Origin of the sequence: Pedobacter alluvionis, from assembly GCF_003664035.1 — a bacterium.
GTDB classification, from domain to species: Bacteria; Bacteroidota; Bacteroidia; order Sphingobacteriales; family Sphingobacteriaceae; genus Pedobacter; species Pedobacter alluvionis.
In genome coordinates this window covers 71,115-88,098 of sequence record NZ_RCCK01000015.1, presented here as the reverse complement: position 1 = coordinate 88,098, position 16,984 = coordinate 71,115, and the positions used below count along the sequence as shown (strand labels likewise).

General features: G+C 37.1%; 13 protein-coding genes. 11 read left to right on the top strand and 2 right to left on the bottom strand.

Translation table 11 applies throughout. From position 1 onward, the window contains the following. The first annotated feature begins 71 nt into the window (after nucleotides 1-71). Together BCL90_RS22415 and BCL90_RS22410 are read left to right on the top strand one after the other, a co-directional pair. A complete protein-coding gene (locus BCL90_RS22415) occupies nucleotides 72-1,772 on the top strand; it encodes a glycoside hydrolase family 3 protein (RefSeq protein ID WP_121287459.1) in 1,701 nt (566 codons plus the stop codon). A gap of 203 nt (nucleotides 1,773-1,975) precedes the next feature. Beyond that, nucleotides 1,976-2,185: a hypothetical protein gene (locus tag BCL90_RS22410; RefSeq protein ID WP_121287457.1), complete on the top strand. Its 210-nt coding sequence runs from the start codon at nucleotides 1,976-1,978 to the stop codon at nucleotides 2,183-2,185. Nucleotides 2,186-2,271: 86 nt separating this feature from the next. Here the strand turns inward: BCL90_RS22410 and BCL90_RS22405 are convergent, their stop codons facing one another. Continuing rightward, a complete protein-coding gene (locus BCL90_RS22405) occupies nucleotides 2,272-2,805 on the bottom strand; it encodes a thioredoxin family protein (protein WP_121287455.1) in 534 nt (177 codons plus the stop codon). A gap of 202 nt (nucleotides 2,806-3,007) precedes the next feature. Here BCL90_RS22405 and BCL90_RS22400 point away from each other — a divergent pair, with 202 nt between their 5' ends. From BCL90_RS22400 to BCL90_RS22385, 4 genes are all read left to right on the top strand, one after another. Continuing rightward, the gene (locus tag BCL90_RS22400) at nucleotides 3,008-3,661 is read left to right on the top strand and encodes a TatD family hydrolase (protein ID WP_121287453.1); all 654 of its coding nucleotides are present in this window, start codon (nucleotides 3,008-3,010) and stop codon (nucleotides 3,659-3,661) included. 161 nt (nucleotides 3,662-3,822) lie between these two features. Next, entirely contained in the window at nucleotides 3,823-4,626 is an 804-nt protein-coding gene (locus tag BCL90_RS22395) for a tRNA threonylcarbamoyladenosine dehydratase (RefSeq protein ID WP_121287451.1), read from the top strand. A 128-nt stretch (nucleotides 4,627-4,754) separates the two neighbouring features. Then, nucleotides 4,755-7,973 (top strand): UvrD-helicase domain-containing protein, encoded by a 3,219-nt coding sequence (locus BCL90_RS22390; protein WP_121287449.1) that lies wholly within the window; start codon nucleotides 4,755-4,757, stop codon nucleotides 7,971-7,973. Between the two features lie 7 nt (nucleotides 7,974-7,980). Continuing rightward, nucleotides 7,981-10,836 carry a PD-(D/E)XK nuclease family protein gene (locus tag BCL90_RS22385; RefSeq protein ID WP_121287827.1) on the top strand — a complete coding sequence of 952 codons (2,856 nt, stop codon included), beginning with the start codon at nucleotides 7,981-7,983 and terminating at the stop codon, nucleotides 10,834-10,836. A gap of 105 nt (nucleotides 10,837-10,941) precedes the next feature. Here BCL90_RS22385 and BCL90_RS22380 read toward each other — a convergent pair whose 3' ends face one another. Next, nucleotides 10,942-12,063, bottom strand: a complete 1,122-nt coding sequence (locus BCL90_RS22380; protein ID WP_121287447.1) for an ATP-binding protein — start codon at nucleotides 12,061-12,063, stop codon at nucleotides 10,942-10,944. A 194-nt stretch (nucleotides 12,064-12,257) separates the two neighbouring features. Between BCL90_RS22380 and BCL90_RS22375 the strand changes: the two genes are divergently transcribed. The 5 genes from BCL90_RS22375 (at nucleotide 12,258) to BCL90_RS22355 (ending at nucleotide 16,983) form a co-directional block, all read left to right on the top strand. Beyond that, nucleotides 12,258-12,815: a GNAT family N-acetyltransferase gene (locus tag BCL90_RS22375; RefSeq protein WP_121287445.1), complete on the top strand. Its 558-nt coding sequence runs from the start codon at nucleotides 12,258-12,260 to the stop codon at nucleotides 12,813-12,815. A 254-nt stretch (nucleotides 12,816-13,069) separates the two neighbouring features. Then, on the top strand, nucleotides 13,070-14,056 hold the full coding sequence (locus BCL90_RS22370; RefSeq protein WP_121287443.1) for a pyruvate dehydrogenase complex E1 component subunit beta: 987 nt from the start codon (nucleotides 13,070-13,072) through the stop codon (nucleotides 14,054-14,056). Nucleotides 14,057-14,488: 432 nt separating this feature from the next. Next, nucleotides 14,489-15,061, top strand: a complete 573-nt coding sequence (locus BCL90_RS22365; RefSeq protein WP_121287441.1) for a pentapeptide repeat-containing protein — start codon at nucleotides 14,489-14,491, stop codon at nucleotides 15,059-15,061. Between the two features lie 43 nt (nucleotides 15,062-15,104). Then, complete coding sequence (locus BCL90_RS22360) at nucleotides 15,105-15,479, top strand: iron chaperone (RefSeq protein WP_121287439.1); 375 nt, start codon at nucleotides 15,105-15,107, stop codon at nucleotides 15,477-15,479. Nucleotides 15,480-15,579: 100 nt separating this feature from the next. Further along, complete coding sequence (locus tag BCL90_RS22355; RefSeq protein WP_121287437.1) at nucleotides 15,580-16,983, top strand: DUF4419 domain-containing protein; 1,404 nt, start codon at nucleotides 15,580-15,582, stop codon at nucleotides 16,981-16,983. The last annotated feature ends 1 nt before the right edge of the window (nucleotide 16,984 follow it).

Genomic DNA, 16,984 nt, shown 5'->3' with positions numbered 1-16,984 from the left:
TCGATTACTTGGATTGGTTTTTGTTTAATTCACCTTTTGATGATTAATTTAGCGGCTGATACAACAAACACGTGAGAAAAAATTTATTTATACTTATTGCCCTTTTCGGCACTGCATTTTCTGTAAGTGCGCAACAAAAAACCTATTTAGAATTATTGGCCAACCAACCGAAATGGGTTGATTCGGTTTTTAACAGACTTAATCGCAGAGAGCGTATTGCGCAGATGTTCTTCGTTAGGGCACATACCAATCTGGGGAAAAAATATACCGATTCTGTTGGTCAGGTAATTAAAAAAGAACAATTGGGCGGAGTGATCTTTTTTCAGGGAGGTCCTGGCCGACAAGTTTTAGCCACCAATGCCTATCAGAAACTAAGTAGAGTGCCACTTATTGTAGCAAACGATGGAGAATGGGGCTTGGGCATGCGTTTGGATAGTACCATTTCTTATCCTTATCAAATGACTTTGGGTGCCATTCAAAACAAAGAGTTATTGTATAAAATGGGTCTTGAAGTGGCCAAAGATTACAAGCGGATGGGGATGCAGATGAATTTAGCTCCTGATGCAGATATCAATAATAACCCTAAAAACCCCGTAATCAATTACCGTTCTTTCGGCGAAAACAAATATAATGTGGCCAATAAGGTTGCCGCTTATATGAAAGGCATGCAGGATGGTGGTTTATTAACCACGTTGAAACATTTCCCTGGTCATGGCGATACTGATGTAGATTCGCATTATGATTTACCGCAGCTTACTTTCTCCGCTACACGCCTGGATACTTTAGAAATGTATCCTTTTAAAGAGCTGATTAAACAAGGTGCTTCGGGAGTAATGATTGCACACATGAACATTCCCTCATTAGATAACACGCCAAATTTACCTTCTACACTTTCCAAGCCGATTGTAACGGGTATTTTAAAGCAGAAATTAGGTTTTAAAGGGCTGATCATTTCGGATGCAATGGATATGAAAGGTGTGGTAAAATACTTTAAAGATGGCGAAGCTGATTTAATGGGCATTATTGCCGGTAACGACATCATAGAACTATCAGAAAATAGCGATAGAGCCATCAAACTGGTGCGTAAAGCTGTAAGGCAGAATCGCGTAAGTATGGCCGAAATTGATCAAAGTGTACGTAAGATCCTAACTGCAAAATATTGGGCTGGCTTAGCCAAGCGCGATACCATCGTAACCCAAGGTATTGTTGCTGGTGTAAACCGCAACACAAGCAATGCTTTGGTACAGGAACTGGCCAATGCATCAGTAACGCTGTTAAAAGGTAAAGATTATATCAAACGCCTCATCCCGATCAGAAGAACGGCCATTATCAGCATTGGCGTGCCTTCGGTTACCACTTTCCAAAAAGAGGTTTCGAAAGGATATTACAACTCTGTTTATTATGTATTGGATAAAGATGCCAGTGCCACACAGATTTCGAACATTGCCCGTGAAATCGGCGCATTTGATCAGGTGATTGTAGGCATTCACGATAACAGATCAAGACCTGCTAATAACATGCCTCTAAATGCAGGTGTAAAGAATTTTATTAAAGAATTATCAGCTAAAAATGCTGTTTTTGCCTTGTTTGCAAATCCATATAACCTCGCTGGCTTATCTGGACTAGAAAATAGCAAAGGTTTAGTGGTAGCCTATCAGAAAGAAGATTTCATGCAGATTTCTGCAGCAGCAGTAATTAATAATAGATTAGTACCAACAGGTAAATTACCAGTAAGTGTTGCTCCATTTTATAAATTTGGGGAAGGTCTTTAACCCCTCCCTCTTCTAAAAAAGAGGGCTTAACATTTTCATTCTGAGCGCAGCGAAGAATCTTTAAAAGAACAGGCATGTTAGCCAAGGATGCGTAAATTTGCAAGGAATATACTTTTCTTTAGTCTTTGGACTTATGCTTTTCAGCCTTTTCCCAAAACAATTTCGCTTTCAAAACGATTATTTAATGATAAAACTTCAATGTTATGATAGATCCAGAAGACGACAATTATTCAAATGATCCAAACGATGCTTTACGCAGAGAAGACGACGTAGAAAATATCAACGAAATTAGTGGCGATGATGCCAGTATTGAGCATGATAAAGACCTACTGGAGCAAGCTGATGAAGCTTCCAGAGCCTCTTATGAACTAAACCTCGATGATAAAGTAGACGAAGATGAGCTAAACGATTAACAAGAAAGCCGTTCCGATTTTTACATCAGAACGGCTTTTTATGTTCTTGCCAGGTTTACATAAACCCTACACCTGTTACCTTAAACCTACTTAGCCTTTAGCTTATAAGTTTCAGGATTTACCGCCGTTGTGGTCCAGCCCTTTAAAAATGAAGTAATTTTTTTAACGTCATGTCCAACTTTCTTTTTACCATTGGCCGCAACTTCATCCGTTTCTAAATAAGAAGAATTTTCAATATGTAATACTTTTCCTTTGCCGTCTAAAATTAAAAATACGGGAAAACCAAAACGTTGTGGGTAACCCAGGCTAGCCAAAATGCTTTCGTTTTTATTCTCGGGACTGTAATTAACCAAAACGGTTTCAAAATTATTGTTGATGTATTTTTTCAATGTAGCGGTGCTGTCAACCAGGTTATGGAACGCGATGCACCATGTACACCAATTGCCTCCAACCTGCAATAAAACATGTTTATTTTCTTTAGCAGCTTTTGCAACAGCAGCAGCAATTTCCGCCCTGGCATTGGCCTGTGGGTTATAAATATGAACGCCTTCTTTTTTCGCCTGACTAAATGCCGCAGTCGAAATCAGCACGGCAGTTAATAAAATGATTAATTTTTTCATGATTTTCGATGAATAATAATCAAATGTAATAAAGGCTAGCAATTTTGTAGATGATTAGCAAATTCTTTACATATTATCCATATTCAATAGCTATTCTAGTTGATGGTTTTATGCCCAATGGCCTCCAACCATGATCTATGAACAATTTCGCCTCATCCGTCTCACATTTTCCATCTCCATTTTTACTTATCTTTACCTTGTAATGGATTTTTTAGACGTACATACCCACAAAGTTGCCACCCAGCCTGGGGTAATCAGCATTCAAAGTTTGTCGTTAACCAGCGATATCTTTTTAGCGATGCCCAAAACCAAGCCAATTTCTGTTGGACTTCATCCCTGGTTTGCGAAAATTGATCACCTGGAACTGCAGATGAAATACCTGAAGGTTGTGGCGAATCAAACAAATGTAAAACAGATTGGAGAGTGTGGCTTAGATCGGTTAAGGGGTGAAAATCTGGAAAATCAACTCATTATCCTAGAAAAACAAATCGAATTGGCAGAAAAAATCAATAAACCACTGATTTTACACTGTGTTAAATGCTTTTCAGAGTTAATTGCCATTAAAGAACGATTAAAAGTTAAAGCGCCCATGGTTATTCACGGCTTTAATAAAAACGAAGAGCTTGGCAAACAATTATTAGATAAAGGATTCCTTTTATCTTTTGGAATTGCCGCTTTAAAAGAGAATTCTGGTGCAGCTAAACTGATTCAAAGTACCAATAATTTTTTCCTGGAAACAGATGATGCTGATATTTCGATTGAAGAAATTTACCAGGCCGCAGCCATTTTAAAAAAATGTACAGTTGATGAACTTAAAGCTCGTATTTTTGCAGACTGGAACAACTTAAAAAGTTAACCACTGAGATAGAAACCACGTGAGAAAATATTTCCGCGTTAATCCTTGTCTCCGTGACAAAATGTAGTAAAAAACTAACCACAGATTAGCACAGATCAATACAGGCAAAAACCGAAAATCTGTGTTCATCCTTTTCATCTGTGGCTAATATAAAAATTGATATGTCTGATGTTAGCTGGCTTTCACGCTCTGCCCTTCTTCTTGGGAATGATGGAATAGATAAACTCCAATCGAAACATGTTTTGGTAATCGGTTTAGGTGGAGTGGGTTCTTTTGCTGCCGAATTTATTTGCCGCTCAGGAATTGGAGAAATGACTATTGTTGATGGTGACGTGGTAGATCCAACCAACCGAAACAGGCAGCTACCCGCTTTGGCAACCAATCATGGTGTAAGTAAAGCCGCAATTATGCAGGAACGTTTACTTGCTATTAACCCTGAATTAAAGCTTCATGTGGTAAATACCTTCCTAACGCCTGAAAAATGCAGGGAAATTTTAGAATCGAAATTCGATTACATTATGGATTGTATTGATAGTGTGATGCCTAAAATTACTTTGTTGGGAACTGCATTAGAAAAAAACATTCCAATCGTGAGTTCGATGGGTGCTGGTGGTAAAATGGATCCAACACGGTTGAGAATTACACTTCTTCCTGATACTTATCAATGTGTATTCGCAAGTTATGTGCGCAAAAGGTTGAATAAACTTCCTAACGCAGCAAAAATAAAGGCAGTTTTTTCTACAGAAGAAATGGATAAAAATTCTATGATTATGACGGATGGAAGTAATTTCAAACGTTCTGCTTATGGCACAGTTTCTTATCTGCCCGCAGCATTTGGTGGTGCATGTGCATCGGTGGTGATCCGCGATTTGCTCGGCCTGCCCATCGAAATGGCCGAACGTCCGGCAAGGATCAGTCATAAAACACTTAATAAAAGGAAAAATAAAAATCCAAATAGAAGTTAAATTATTGATATCCTGATTTCGTGCAGATTTTAAATTGTTGTAAGTTAGGGTAAAATAATAATGAGTCTATAGTAGCCACCCCGCCCTATGGGTACCCCCCCTCCAAAGGAGGGAATTAGAAAAACAATATGCCCCAACCCCTCAAAATTCTTCAAGCCTCCGCAGGTTCTGGTAAAACGTTCAGTTTAACTGCACATTATCTCACGTTGCTTTTCAGCGGCGACAATAAATACCGCGAAATTTTAGCGGTAACCTTTACCAACAAGGCCACGGAGGAAATGAAAACCCGGATTTTAGAGGTATTGTTAGGGTTGGCAAAGGGCAATCCATCAAAAAAAATCGAAGATTATCGGAAAATCATTTTACTCGCCTATCCGATATTAAGTCCTCAGGAACTGCAGTTTAAAGCAGACAAAATTTATCGCAAAATTTTGCACGATTACAGCCGTTTTTCGGTGAGCACCATTGATGGTTTTGTGCAAAAAGTAATTCGGGGTTTTGCTTTCGAACTGGGCCTTAATGCCGATTATAATTTAGAAATGAATTATGATAAGGTGAAAGACGATCTCGTAAATAAACTGGATGAAGCTTTAGATCATAATAAACAACTTTTGCAATGGATTATCGACCTGGCCATAGAACGTATCAGCGACAATAAAAGCTGGAATTATAAATTCGAACTCTATAACCTGATCGGCGAAATATTTTCGGAACGTTTCCAGATTTTTGAAGATGCGGTTAGCGCTTTAGGTTTAGAAAACATCGACGAGTTATTTAAAAAATACATCAGTATTACCAAGGCAGAAATCAAGAACTTTGAAGATGAACTGGTTTCGCTGGCAACAGAAGCCAACGAAGCTTTAAATGTAATCGGGGTAGAAACTGAACACCTAAAAGGGAAATCTAGAAGTCCGCTGGCTAAAATTATTCTGGTTGCCAGGGGCGATTTTTCAAAGATTGAACCACTTTTCAATTTAATTGATGAGCCTGAGGAATGGTTTCAAAAGAATGCAAATTTTCCTGAAGCTTATGACACGGTAAATCCGATACTGCAAAAGTTAAAAGCGCATTATTTAACGCATTTACCGAACTACAGTTTGGCTATCGCTTTTAATAAAAACCTTTATTATTTAAGGTTGATGCAGGAAATCGCTGTGTTATTGAAAGAATACCGGGCCGAAAATGATAACCTGCTGATCAGTGATGCACAAAAACTGATATCCGGAATTACAGAAGATGCCGGCGACAATCCTTCTTTTATCTGGGAGAAAGTCGGCAACCGCTACCGCAATTTTTTATTCGATGAATTTCAGGATACTTCTACCAGTCAGTGGGGAAGTTTTAAATCGCTCTTGACAAATGCGATGGCTACGCCTAGTCAGGATTTAATTGATCACTTGATTGTTGGCGACACAAAACAGTCTATTTACCGCTGGCGCAATGGAGATTGGAACATTCTGCATAAACATGCCAAGTTAGATGTCGGTGCTGAAAATGTATTGGAAGAAAGTTTAGAAGAAAATTACAGGAGTGCTGAAAACATCATCACTTTCAATAATTTTCTTTATAAGGCTATCCCATTAACGTTGCAGAACGAACTGAACGAAAACCTGGCGACCAAACCCGAAAGCATTTCCAATTGGTGGCAAGAACAACACTACCAACAAATTATTACCGATATTTACGGTGGCTCTACCCAAAACTTTGCTACCAATACCTTAAAAGGAGGAACGATTAAGATTAAAAAGTTTGGTAAAGATCATGCACCTCATGAAGCCCGGTTTACAGAAACTGTTTTTAGAGATATAGCCTTAGATGATATTGTTGAAGAAATAAATTACCTCAAAAACGAACAGCAGTATGCGCTAAAAGATATTGCCATTTTAGTTCGTTCGAACAGCGAAGCTTTATTAACTGTTAAAAAATTAATGGAACATAGCTTGCCCGTTTTGTCTGGCGATGCATTATTGATTTCCAACAACTCAGCCATACAGCTCATTATTAACACTTTAAAAGTACTTATTGGTTTAGAAGCACAAACAGCATTATATAAAGCAAATTGTATTGCACTTTATCATTCTCTGCACGAAAAAGAGATTGATGCCAATTATTACCTAAACCTTAGCAATAAACCTTTAAGTACACTTACCACGGTTTTACCGGTTGAGCTATGCGAAAACTGGCAAAGTTGGCTACAATTTCCACTTCCCGAGCTTGTAGAGATATTAATTGAAAGTTATAGGTTGAAAAACTTAACTGCCAACCTTCCCTATTTACTTGCATTTAGAGATCTGACAGCTTCTGCTGCAAAACTTGGCGAAAAGGGCATCATTTCATTTTTAACCTGGTGGGAAGAAGACGGCATTAAAAAATCATTACCATCGCCTGAAGGTGCTGATGCGATACAGATTATTACTATCCACAAATCAAAAGGTTTAGCCTTTAGGGCCGTTTTTGTACCTTTTTGCAACTGGGAAATTAAAGGTAAACCCAATAGCACTTTTTGGGTTTCATCAGAAGAAACGGTTTATAAAGAATTGAAAGGCATTCCTTTAAAATACAATGAAGCATTGGCTGATTCGGCAATTGCAAAGGCATATTACGAAGAGCTTCTTTATAATAATATGGATGCGCTCAACATGCTTTATGTGGCTACCACACGATCCAAAGATTATCTATACATTGCTACAATGGCTAAAAAGGAATTGAAATTATCCAACATGGGTGATGTAATCAATTTCACTTTTGATGAGCAGTTTGATGAAAACGGTGTGTACGAAATTGTAGAACCTGTAATTGTTGAAAGTAAGGCGGAAGATTCGAATTTCATCAACTTAACTAGTTATCCAACCACAACCCGTTTATCGGAACTTTATGTTCCCTCAGCAGAAAAACATTTAAAACACCTGGTTAACATTGAAAAATCAGGCAGAAAGGGATCCTTATTACACGATATTCTAGCCAGTGCAAGTAATACAAATGAAGTAGAAGATTACACCACAAACCTGGTTTTGCAGGGCATTATCAAAGAAGAAGAAAAGCAGAAATTAACCGATTCTGCACTGGAAGTATTGAACAATCCCGAACTGCAGGCCATTTTTGCTAACGCAAGCGAAAGCATTGTAGAAAAAAATATTATTGACGCCAATGGAAAACTACACCGTCCTGATCGGGTATTGATCAACGCCGATGAAGTAATTATCCTTGATTATAAATTTACTTTGGAAGAAAGCGATAAACACATTGAACAGGTAAATAATTACAGAACCTTACTTAGTGAAATGGGTTATCAGAATATCAAAACCTATCTTTTCTACGCAGTTAAAGGCAAATTGAAATTAGTATAATATGCAGATGAAACCATTTTTACAGGAAGTTGCCGAAGATTTAGTTGCCCGGTTTGGAAATCAGCTGGAAAACTGTGCGATCGTTTTCAACAACAAACGTCCATCTGCGTATTTGCAGAAACACTTTGCTGATATCATCGGGAAACCATTTTTCAGTCCGTCATTTTTTACCATACAGGAATTCTTTGCCAGTTCTACCAGTTATAAAATAGCAGATTTTTACCTGCAGTTTTTTACCCTTCACCGAATTTATAACCAACTGCTCGCCGAAGAGAAGCTCGAAAACATATCAAGTCACAAATTTTTTCCCTTAGCAAAGATCATCTTAAGCGATTTTAATCAGATTGATGCCGATCTGGTTGATGCTGAAAAATTATACCGCGATCTGGAAGATATATCGGTTATAAACAAGGATTTCGATTATTTAAGTCCGGAACAATATGAATTTCTTTCCCAGTTCTGGACTTCCTATTCAGAAGGAAAACATAAAAAACAACAGGAGCTTTTCATCAAGATGTGGCGAAGGATGCCCAAACTTTACCATAAATTCCATGCAACGCTCAAAGAACAGGGATATTTAACTAATGGTTCCGTTTACCGCCATCTGGCTGATGATATTACGAATCACCAGGAATTTATTTCGAATTTCAATAAAGGTAAGATCATTTTTGTGGGGTTTAATGCATTAAGCAGGGCCGAGGCTAAAATATTTACCCAGCTACAAGATGCTGAAAAGGCATTATTTTATTTTGATGCCGATACCTATTATTTAGATGATGTTTCGCAGGAAGCAGGTTTGTTTTTACGTAAAAACATCAACCAGCTTGGATTGAAAAATGAATTTGCAGGACAGGAAAGTTTAATGAAATCTGTCCCACACCAGGTCAATGTTTTTAAGGTTCAGGGACAATCTGCACAGGCCAAAATCCTGAACAATATTTTAGAGGAAGATTATACAGCAGCCGAAACTATTGGGAAAACAGTAGTAGTTTTGGCAGATGAAAACCTGTTGATCCCCACGCTACAAACGATTCCAACTAACCTGAATGGAAAAGAAATCGACCTCAACGTAACCATGGGTTTTGCTTTATCAACCTCAAGTATTTTTGGCCTGGTTGATTTATGGTTAGGGAGTCAGCTGGAAATTTTACAGCGGGACAAAGTAAGTTATAAAAATGTAGAAGCTTTTTTAACGCATCCTTTAACTGGCCTTACCCAGAAAATGCGGGATAAAATTTTAACCGCACTGTTGGAAGAAAACAAAGTGGAGATCGATCATAAACGCCTGTTAAGGCAAAGCGGACTGTTTGAAACTTTTTATAAGAAAATCGATGATCCGCAGCATGTGGTTACTAATTTACTGGATGTACTGGATTATGTGTTAACCCGGTTATCAAATGCAAAAACACTTAAAAAAATCGATGCAGAACTGTTTGTAAAAACCATACAGGAGTTAAACCGTTTGCACGATACCTTTAGTAACCACATCGGTAAAGAAGAAATCCCTTTTGTAATTTACCTCGTCCAAAAATCGCTTCAGGCCATCGCTGTACCGCTTTCAGGCGATCCGCTGAATGGCATTCAGGTGATGGGATTACTTGAAACCCGGAATTTAAACTTTGATAAGGTGGTAATTTTAGGCTTTAATGAAGGTATTATTCCAAAATCATCCATTGGCAATAGTTTTATTCCCGATTCCATCCGTCGTGTTTACGGCCTTCCTGTTCTTGAAAATCTTGACGCCATTTCCTCATACATGGTGTACCGTCTATTACAACGAGCAAAGAATATCAATTTTGTCTATAACAGCCTAACCGACGAATCTACTTCAGGTGAAGCCAGCAGAATTTTAAAGCAGCTTGAGTACGAAAGCGGTTTCGATTTTGCCTATAATGAACTTAATCTGGAGGTAAAAACCGAGCCTTTTAAAGAAGTAAAGATCGAAAAGACCAATAATGCCTTTATCCAGGAAACACTTCAAAAATACCTTGATAAAAAGAAGGTACTTTCGCCTTCGGCACTCACTCAATACATTTCCAACCCGATAGATTTCTTTTTCAATTATATTGCAGGTATTAAGGAACCTAAAGAGATCAGTGCAGTGGTAGAGGCCAACGAAATTGGTTCAATCCTGCACAAAGTGATGGAGTATTTTTACGAGGATTTAAGGTCTGCTGAAATTACTGCCGAACGTATTAAAGAGAAACGCAAACAGATTCCTAATCTGATACAAAAAGCCTTTAATGCTGTGATGTTCAAAAATCCAGATATGATAATGGAATACAAAGGCATGCAAAAGGTTATTTTATCCATTGTAGATGCGTATGTGAATATCATTTTAAATCAGGATGAAGCACAAACCCCTTTTAATATTATTAGTCTGGAACAAAAGGTAGAGGCTGAAATCAGTTTTCCGTTAAGAGGGAATGAAGCCAGCGTTAAAATTTTTGGCTTTATCGATCGTGTTGATGTTAAAGACGGCGTTACTAAAATTATTGATTATAAAACCGGTAGTGACAAGTTAACTTTTAAAGATATTCCAGAGTTATTCAACTCTGACGGCAAACATATTAATAAAGCGTTGATCCAAACCTTATTATATACTTATGCTTACGAACAATTTTCGGGCAAAAGTTTTGTAGAGCCAAATTTATATGTAGTAAAAACCATGAGCGCAGATGGCGTTTGGTTTAAATCGGGCAGGCAAAATCTATCGGGAGCCTATTTAGAAGAAATCAAACCAGAATTTCTTTCCGAATTAAGAAAAAAACTGACCGAACTTTTTGAAGCGCCTTATTTTTTGGCCAGCGCAGTTGAGGATAACTACAAATACTCTATTTATAAAACTTTATTTGGGAAATAATTAAAAGCAAAAAAATTGTCTAAATAGAACTTTTTTCAACATCTTACTGGCAGGAACGTAAGTAGTTTATTTAAATAAGGGGATATTTTTAAATGGCATGCTGGTTTATAAAAATTCCCAGTAATTATCCCTATTGATAATATGTGCTACCTCAGGAACATATTTTCCCATAAAAGCATTAGGAAACTTTACTTTTACTTTAGGATTCCATTTTAGCTCAAAAACTGTTATTTTGTTATCCTGTTCCTCAATATAATCTATTTCTGTTTTACTTACGGTTCGCCAAAAATAAGTATTGCCATAAAAGCCACTATAGGCCAGTTTTTTTTTCCGTTCACTTATAATAAAGTTTTCCCACAAGGCACCGATATCATTACGTTGAGCAATCGGCGAAAAATTATTAATGATGCTGTTTCTGATCCCATTATCATAAAAATAGATTTTCCGGGAAGAGCTAATCTCATTTCTTAAATTTCGAGCCAAAGGATTTAAGCGAAAGACCACAAATGATTTTTCAAGCAGATCTATGTAATTGTTAACCGTTGCCTTGTCAATACCTACAGTTTGGGCAAGCTCATTATAAGAAACCTCATTTCCAACCTGCCAGGCAAGGGCCTGCAAAAGTTTTAAAAGCGCATCCGGTCGACGAATACCACCCGCTTCTAAAATATCCTTATATAGATAACTTCCAGCAAGATTATTTAATATTTCTATCGCATTTTCGCTATGATTAATTACGTCAGGATACATGCCAGTTATCAAAAAATCCTCCAAACGTGGGTGAATTTTGGCAAAGGAATATTGATCCTTCAATTCCCGCCAAGACAAAGGATATAATCTGTACTCCCACTTACGACCTGTAAGAGGTTCATTAATCTGACTTGCAATTTCCAACGCTGAAGAACCAGATATGAAGAGCTGAACATCTTTGTTAGCGTCAATGATCATCTTTGCAGTTAAACCTATATTTTCAAGTCGCTGTGCCTCATCAAATACAACAACCTTAGCCTCGCCGATAAAAGTATTAATAAAGGCTTGTGTTGGATTGTTCCATAATAGTCTTACGCCAGGGTCATCTCCATTGATGTAGAGATAATCACTAGTTAAAGAGCCAGCGATTTTATTAATCAACGTAGTTTTACCTGCCTGTCTTGGACCAAGTACAACTATTGCTTTTTTAAAATCAACCTTGCTTTCTAAAGTTGGCTGTAATGCTCTTTTAATCATAAACCTCAATTCCCCAAATATAGCTATTTTCAGGGAATACAATCCCTAAAAATAGCTATATTTGGGGAATAAATTAATTTAATTCAAATGTAAAATCAGTGATAATAAAAGAATATGTTATTTAATAAATAAAAGACATTTATAATTTTCGTTGCAAAAAAAAATTGCCTTTATCTCTAAGCTTATCTTTAAAAATGCTAACCTTAAATTTCACAAAATTCCCGGTTCTTGAAACCGAACGTTTAATCCTCCGAGAACATGATCTTGCTGATGCCGAAGCACTTTTTGCCATGCGTACCAACGAAACGGTAATGAAATACATCGACAGGGAAAGACCCAAAGACATTTTCGAGATCAAAGACTTTATATCCCGTTTCAGAAATGGTTATGAAAATGGAGATAACCTGGCCTGGGTAATTGCTTTAAAAGAAAATCCCAAAGAAATGATCGGTTCTGTTGGTTATTGGCGCACCGATTTTGCCAACCACCGTGCCGAGATCGGTTACATGCTGCACCCAAATTATTGGCGACAAGGAATTATTTCCGAAGCACTGAAAAAATCAATTGCTTTTGGTTTCGAAGAAGTGAATTTGCATACCATCAGTGCAAACATTAATGTAGAAAACGATGCTTCAAGACAGATGCTGCTCAAACATGGCTTTGTAAAAGAGGCCCTGTTTAAACAGGATTATTATTTTAGGGGCCAATTTCTTGATAGTGAAATTTATGGATTATTAAATCCTAATCATTAAGTTTAGATTATAATCGGAACCAAATGTTTTTGATAAAGATATTTCGGAAAAAGCAAAAGCTTTGATACAATAAGCTTATCAAAAACACAATCGCCCAATATTATTTCTTCTTTTGACAAATAAACAAAAAACACCGCTTCAAAAAGGCTAAATAATTAACAGAATTACCTATAATTATTACAAAACATAGCTATTATAGCCTTTGGTTTCAAAGCGATTAATAATTATATTTGCCACCGTTATTAAAATTTACAATGAGAGAAATCCAATTTAGAGAAGCACTACGCGAAGCCATGAGCGAAGAAATGCGTAAAGATGACCGCGTTTTTTTATTAGGTGAAGAAGTAGCAGAATATAACGGTGCGTACAAAGTAAGTCAGGGTATGCTTGATGAATTTGGTGCGAAACGCATTATCGATACCCCGATTGCCGAATTAGGTTTCGCAGGTATTGCAACTGGTGCAGCAACAGCAGGCCTTATTCCAATTGTGGAATTTATGACCTTTAACTTCTCATTAGTAGCTATCGATCAGATTATCAATGGAGCTGCTAAAATTTTATCAATGAGTGGTGGTCAGTTCTCATGCCCTATGGTTTTCCGCGGCCCAACAGGTAACGCAGGTCAATTAGGTGCACAACACTCTCAAAACTTCGAAAACTGGTTTGCAAATACACCAGGACTAAAAGTAGTAGTTCCAGCTACACCTTACGATGCAAAAGGATTATTAAAACAATCAATTATAGATCAGGATCCGGTTATTTTCATGGAATCTGAAGTAATGTACGGTGATAAAGGTGATGTTCCTGCAGAGGAATACTATATCGAACTTGGTAAAGCTAAAGTAACTAAAGAAGGTACTGATGTAACCATCGTAACTTTTGGTAAAATGTTAACACGTGTTGTAAACCCTGCGGTAGAAGAGTTAACTAAAGAAGGGATTAATGTAGAAGTTATTGATTTACGTACTGTACGTCCTATCGATTATGATACCATTATTGCATCCGTTAAAAAAACAAACCGTTTGGTTGTGGTAGAAGAGGCCTGGCCATTGGCATCTCTTTCCGGAGAGATTGCTTTCATGGTACAAAAACATGCATTCGATTATTTAGATGCACCGGTTTTACGTATCACTTGTGCAGATGTTCCACTTCCATATTCACCAACTTTAATTGCAGCAAGCTTACCAAATGCAGAGCGTGTAGTTAAAGCGGTAAAAGAAGTAATGTACGTTAAAAAGTAATTACAAATTGTAGTCTTAGTTTAGCCGAAGACCAAAACATATAAATCCTCCAAAGCAATTTGGGGGATTTTTTTTATTCCCCTCTTTCAGAAAGGAGTCCGAAGGGCGCGGTGTCGTAAAATAAGTATCTTATAATTTTAGTAAATAATTATTGAAATTAACATTAGTAATTATTTGGTTCCACCAGCACAGGCATTCATTGCAATCTTTTTAACGAAATGTCATGCTGAGGCACGAAGCATCTGCTGCTATGAAACAGATGCTTCGTACCTCAGCATGACAGTATATTTAAGGTGCTGCTAATCAAAAAATATCTCCACTTTTGCCGGGTCCAGTTATCCCATTTCTGCACAAGAAAAACAATGCATTTTCTTGCTTAGAGCCAAAAAACCATACAATTATTTTATCTTCGCTAAACCTAAATTCCAGTTCATGCCTGAATACATAGCCGATCAAATCTTCGAAAAGACTGATTTTACCATACGCTCACTTCCAAAAGCAGAATATGAAAACTGTAAATTCATCAATTGCGATTTCTCCAGTTCAGATTTAAGCGGTGTAAAATTTTTAGACTGTCAATTCATTTCCTGCAATTTAAGTTTGGCGGGTTTAACAAAAACGTCCTTTATCGATGCTGATTTCCAGGATTGTAAAATGCTTGGTTTAAGGTTTGATAACTGTAACGATTTCGGCCTCGCATTTAGTTTTACCAACTGCAAATTAGATCATTCCTCGTTTTATAAATTAAAATTAAAAAAAACCAGTTTCAAAAACTCACAGTTACATGAAGTCGACTTCTCTGAATGTGACTTAAGCAGCGCAGTATTATGCAATTGCGATTTATTAAATGCTACTTTTGATAGAACAATACTAGAAAAGGCAGATTTTAAAACGGCCTACAATTACTCCATAGACCCTGATAACAACAGGATCAAAAAAGCAAAATTTTCAAAATCCGGCCTTGCTGGCTTATTGCATAAACACGACATCCTAATCAGCGAATAACTTCTGATAAATTTTGTAAATTCAGCTTATAAAAGCGACTGATATGGAACAGCCAAAACCAGAGAACATCGATCAATACATTGCGACTTTCCCTGTTGAAACACAAAAACTGTTACAGCAAATCCGTGAAACTATAAACAAAGCCGTACCTGAAGCCAAAGAAATAATCAGTTATGGCATGCCTGCCTTTAAACAAAACACGGTACTGGTTTACTTTGCATGTTATACTAAACATATTGGATTTTATCCAACCGGTTCAGGAATTGAAGCATTTAAAGAAGAATTTGCCCGATATAAATGGAGTAAAGGGGCTGTCCGGTTTCCTTTAGACAAACCTTTGCCCCTGGATCTGATCACCAGAATCACCAAATTTAAAGCAGAAAGAGATTTGGAGAAAGCCAAAAAGAAAAAATCATAATATTTCTGGTTTTCCACCTGAGAAATGGAGTTGTATTTTATGGAAAACAGTTTAAAAAAGCATCGATTTAATAAAACCTTCATAAATCGACGCCAACCAGATGAAAAAAATACTTTTACTGCTAACCATTTTTATTTCTACCAAATCATTTTGCCAGAAAGCAACAGTTATAGAAATTGAAACACTTTCTAAACCAGCAAAGCTTATTCCTGTTGTTCCCACCCAGGAAATACTTAAAGTGCTTAAGTCGGATGTTGAAAAAAACGTCGAAAATCTACCCGACAGTTTGGTTTATTATGGAGAGCATCCTTTTTTAACAGGTATTTTAAATTCATATATAGATCACAGGCCATTTGTGATCTCTCCTGATATTTTCTGGTTGCTCATCAATCAGGGTTTTGCCAGGCATATCACTCAAAATGCGGAAGAACTTAGGTCGCAAATGGTCGACTTTGAAGGCAGGAAAACCTTAACCGTCGTTTCTGATAAAATCGCACTTGGTGAACCAAAATCCGATTGGGCTTCAATTTTTCCGCAGTTTAATGAGCAGATTAATGATTATACCGGCAAAAAACTAGTCGGCATTTTAACTTCCGATTTCAGCACCACCACCCCTACCTCAAAGATTGTGAGCCAGGTTACGATTATGGAAACCGTAAAATCTTATTTCGAATTTAAGGTGATTATTATTGGCTGCGGCATCCCAAAAATCACCATCGAAGGCACAAATAGAGATTGGAAAAAATTATTGGAGAAAACAAAATATCTCTCCCGTTACAAATTAGACTGGTGGACAAGCGAACTCATTCCGATCATAGAAGAAATTATAGCGGCTAAGAAAGGAAAAGTGAATAAGAATTTCTGGATGAACATGGTAAAGTACCATACGGAAAAGAAATGTGGAACGACAAATACAATCGACGGTTGGATCGTAAAATTGTTCCCTTATACAAAAGAAGGAAACAAAACAGATTTAAAACCAATTACCAGTGTAAACAATCTGGCTTCAGAGATTGTAAAAGTTCCTTTTATTCTGGAAAATGCGCAAGCTCATACAAAACATAACATGGAAATTTGGGCAGGATTTATCGGTTTATCTCAAAACAGCAAAGATTTCACTATGAAACCGGAAATGAGCTGGGCTATAGTAAATAAAGACAGTGCACCATCCGAAACTTCTGTTTTCAGCAATAAAACCAGCGCCGGTGATCTTTCAATGAGTAACATTAACGAAATTCCAAAAGAGCTTTATACATTAAAAAGCATAGGCACGCTGAGGATCAAATTCACTAAAAACGTTGCTGTTCCCGACGAGCTGGGTAAAATTCAGATTGGAAGATTAGAACTTATCGGACAGATTACAGAAGCTGAAAAGCAAAGGCTTATAAAGCTCTTCCCCAATAGCTGGCTGGTTATAAATGGAAAAATGATCGAACGCAGTAAAGGTAATCATTCCCCTTTTCAAAAACTTACTCACAAATTTCGGTGGATAACTTCATTCTAAA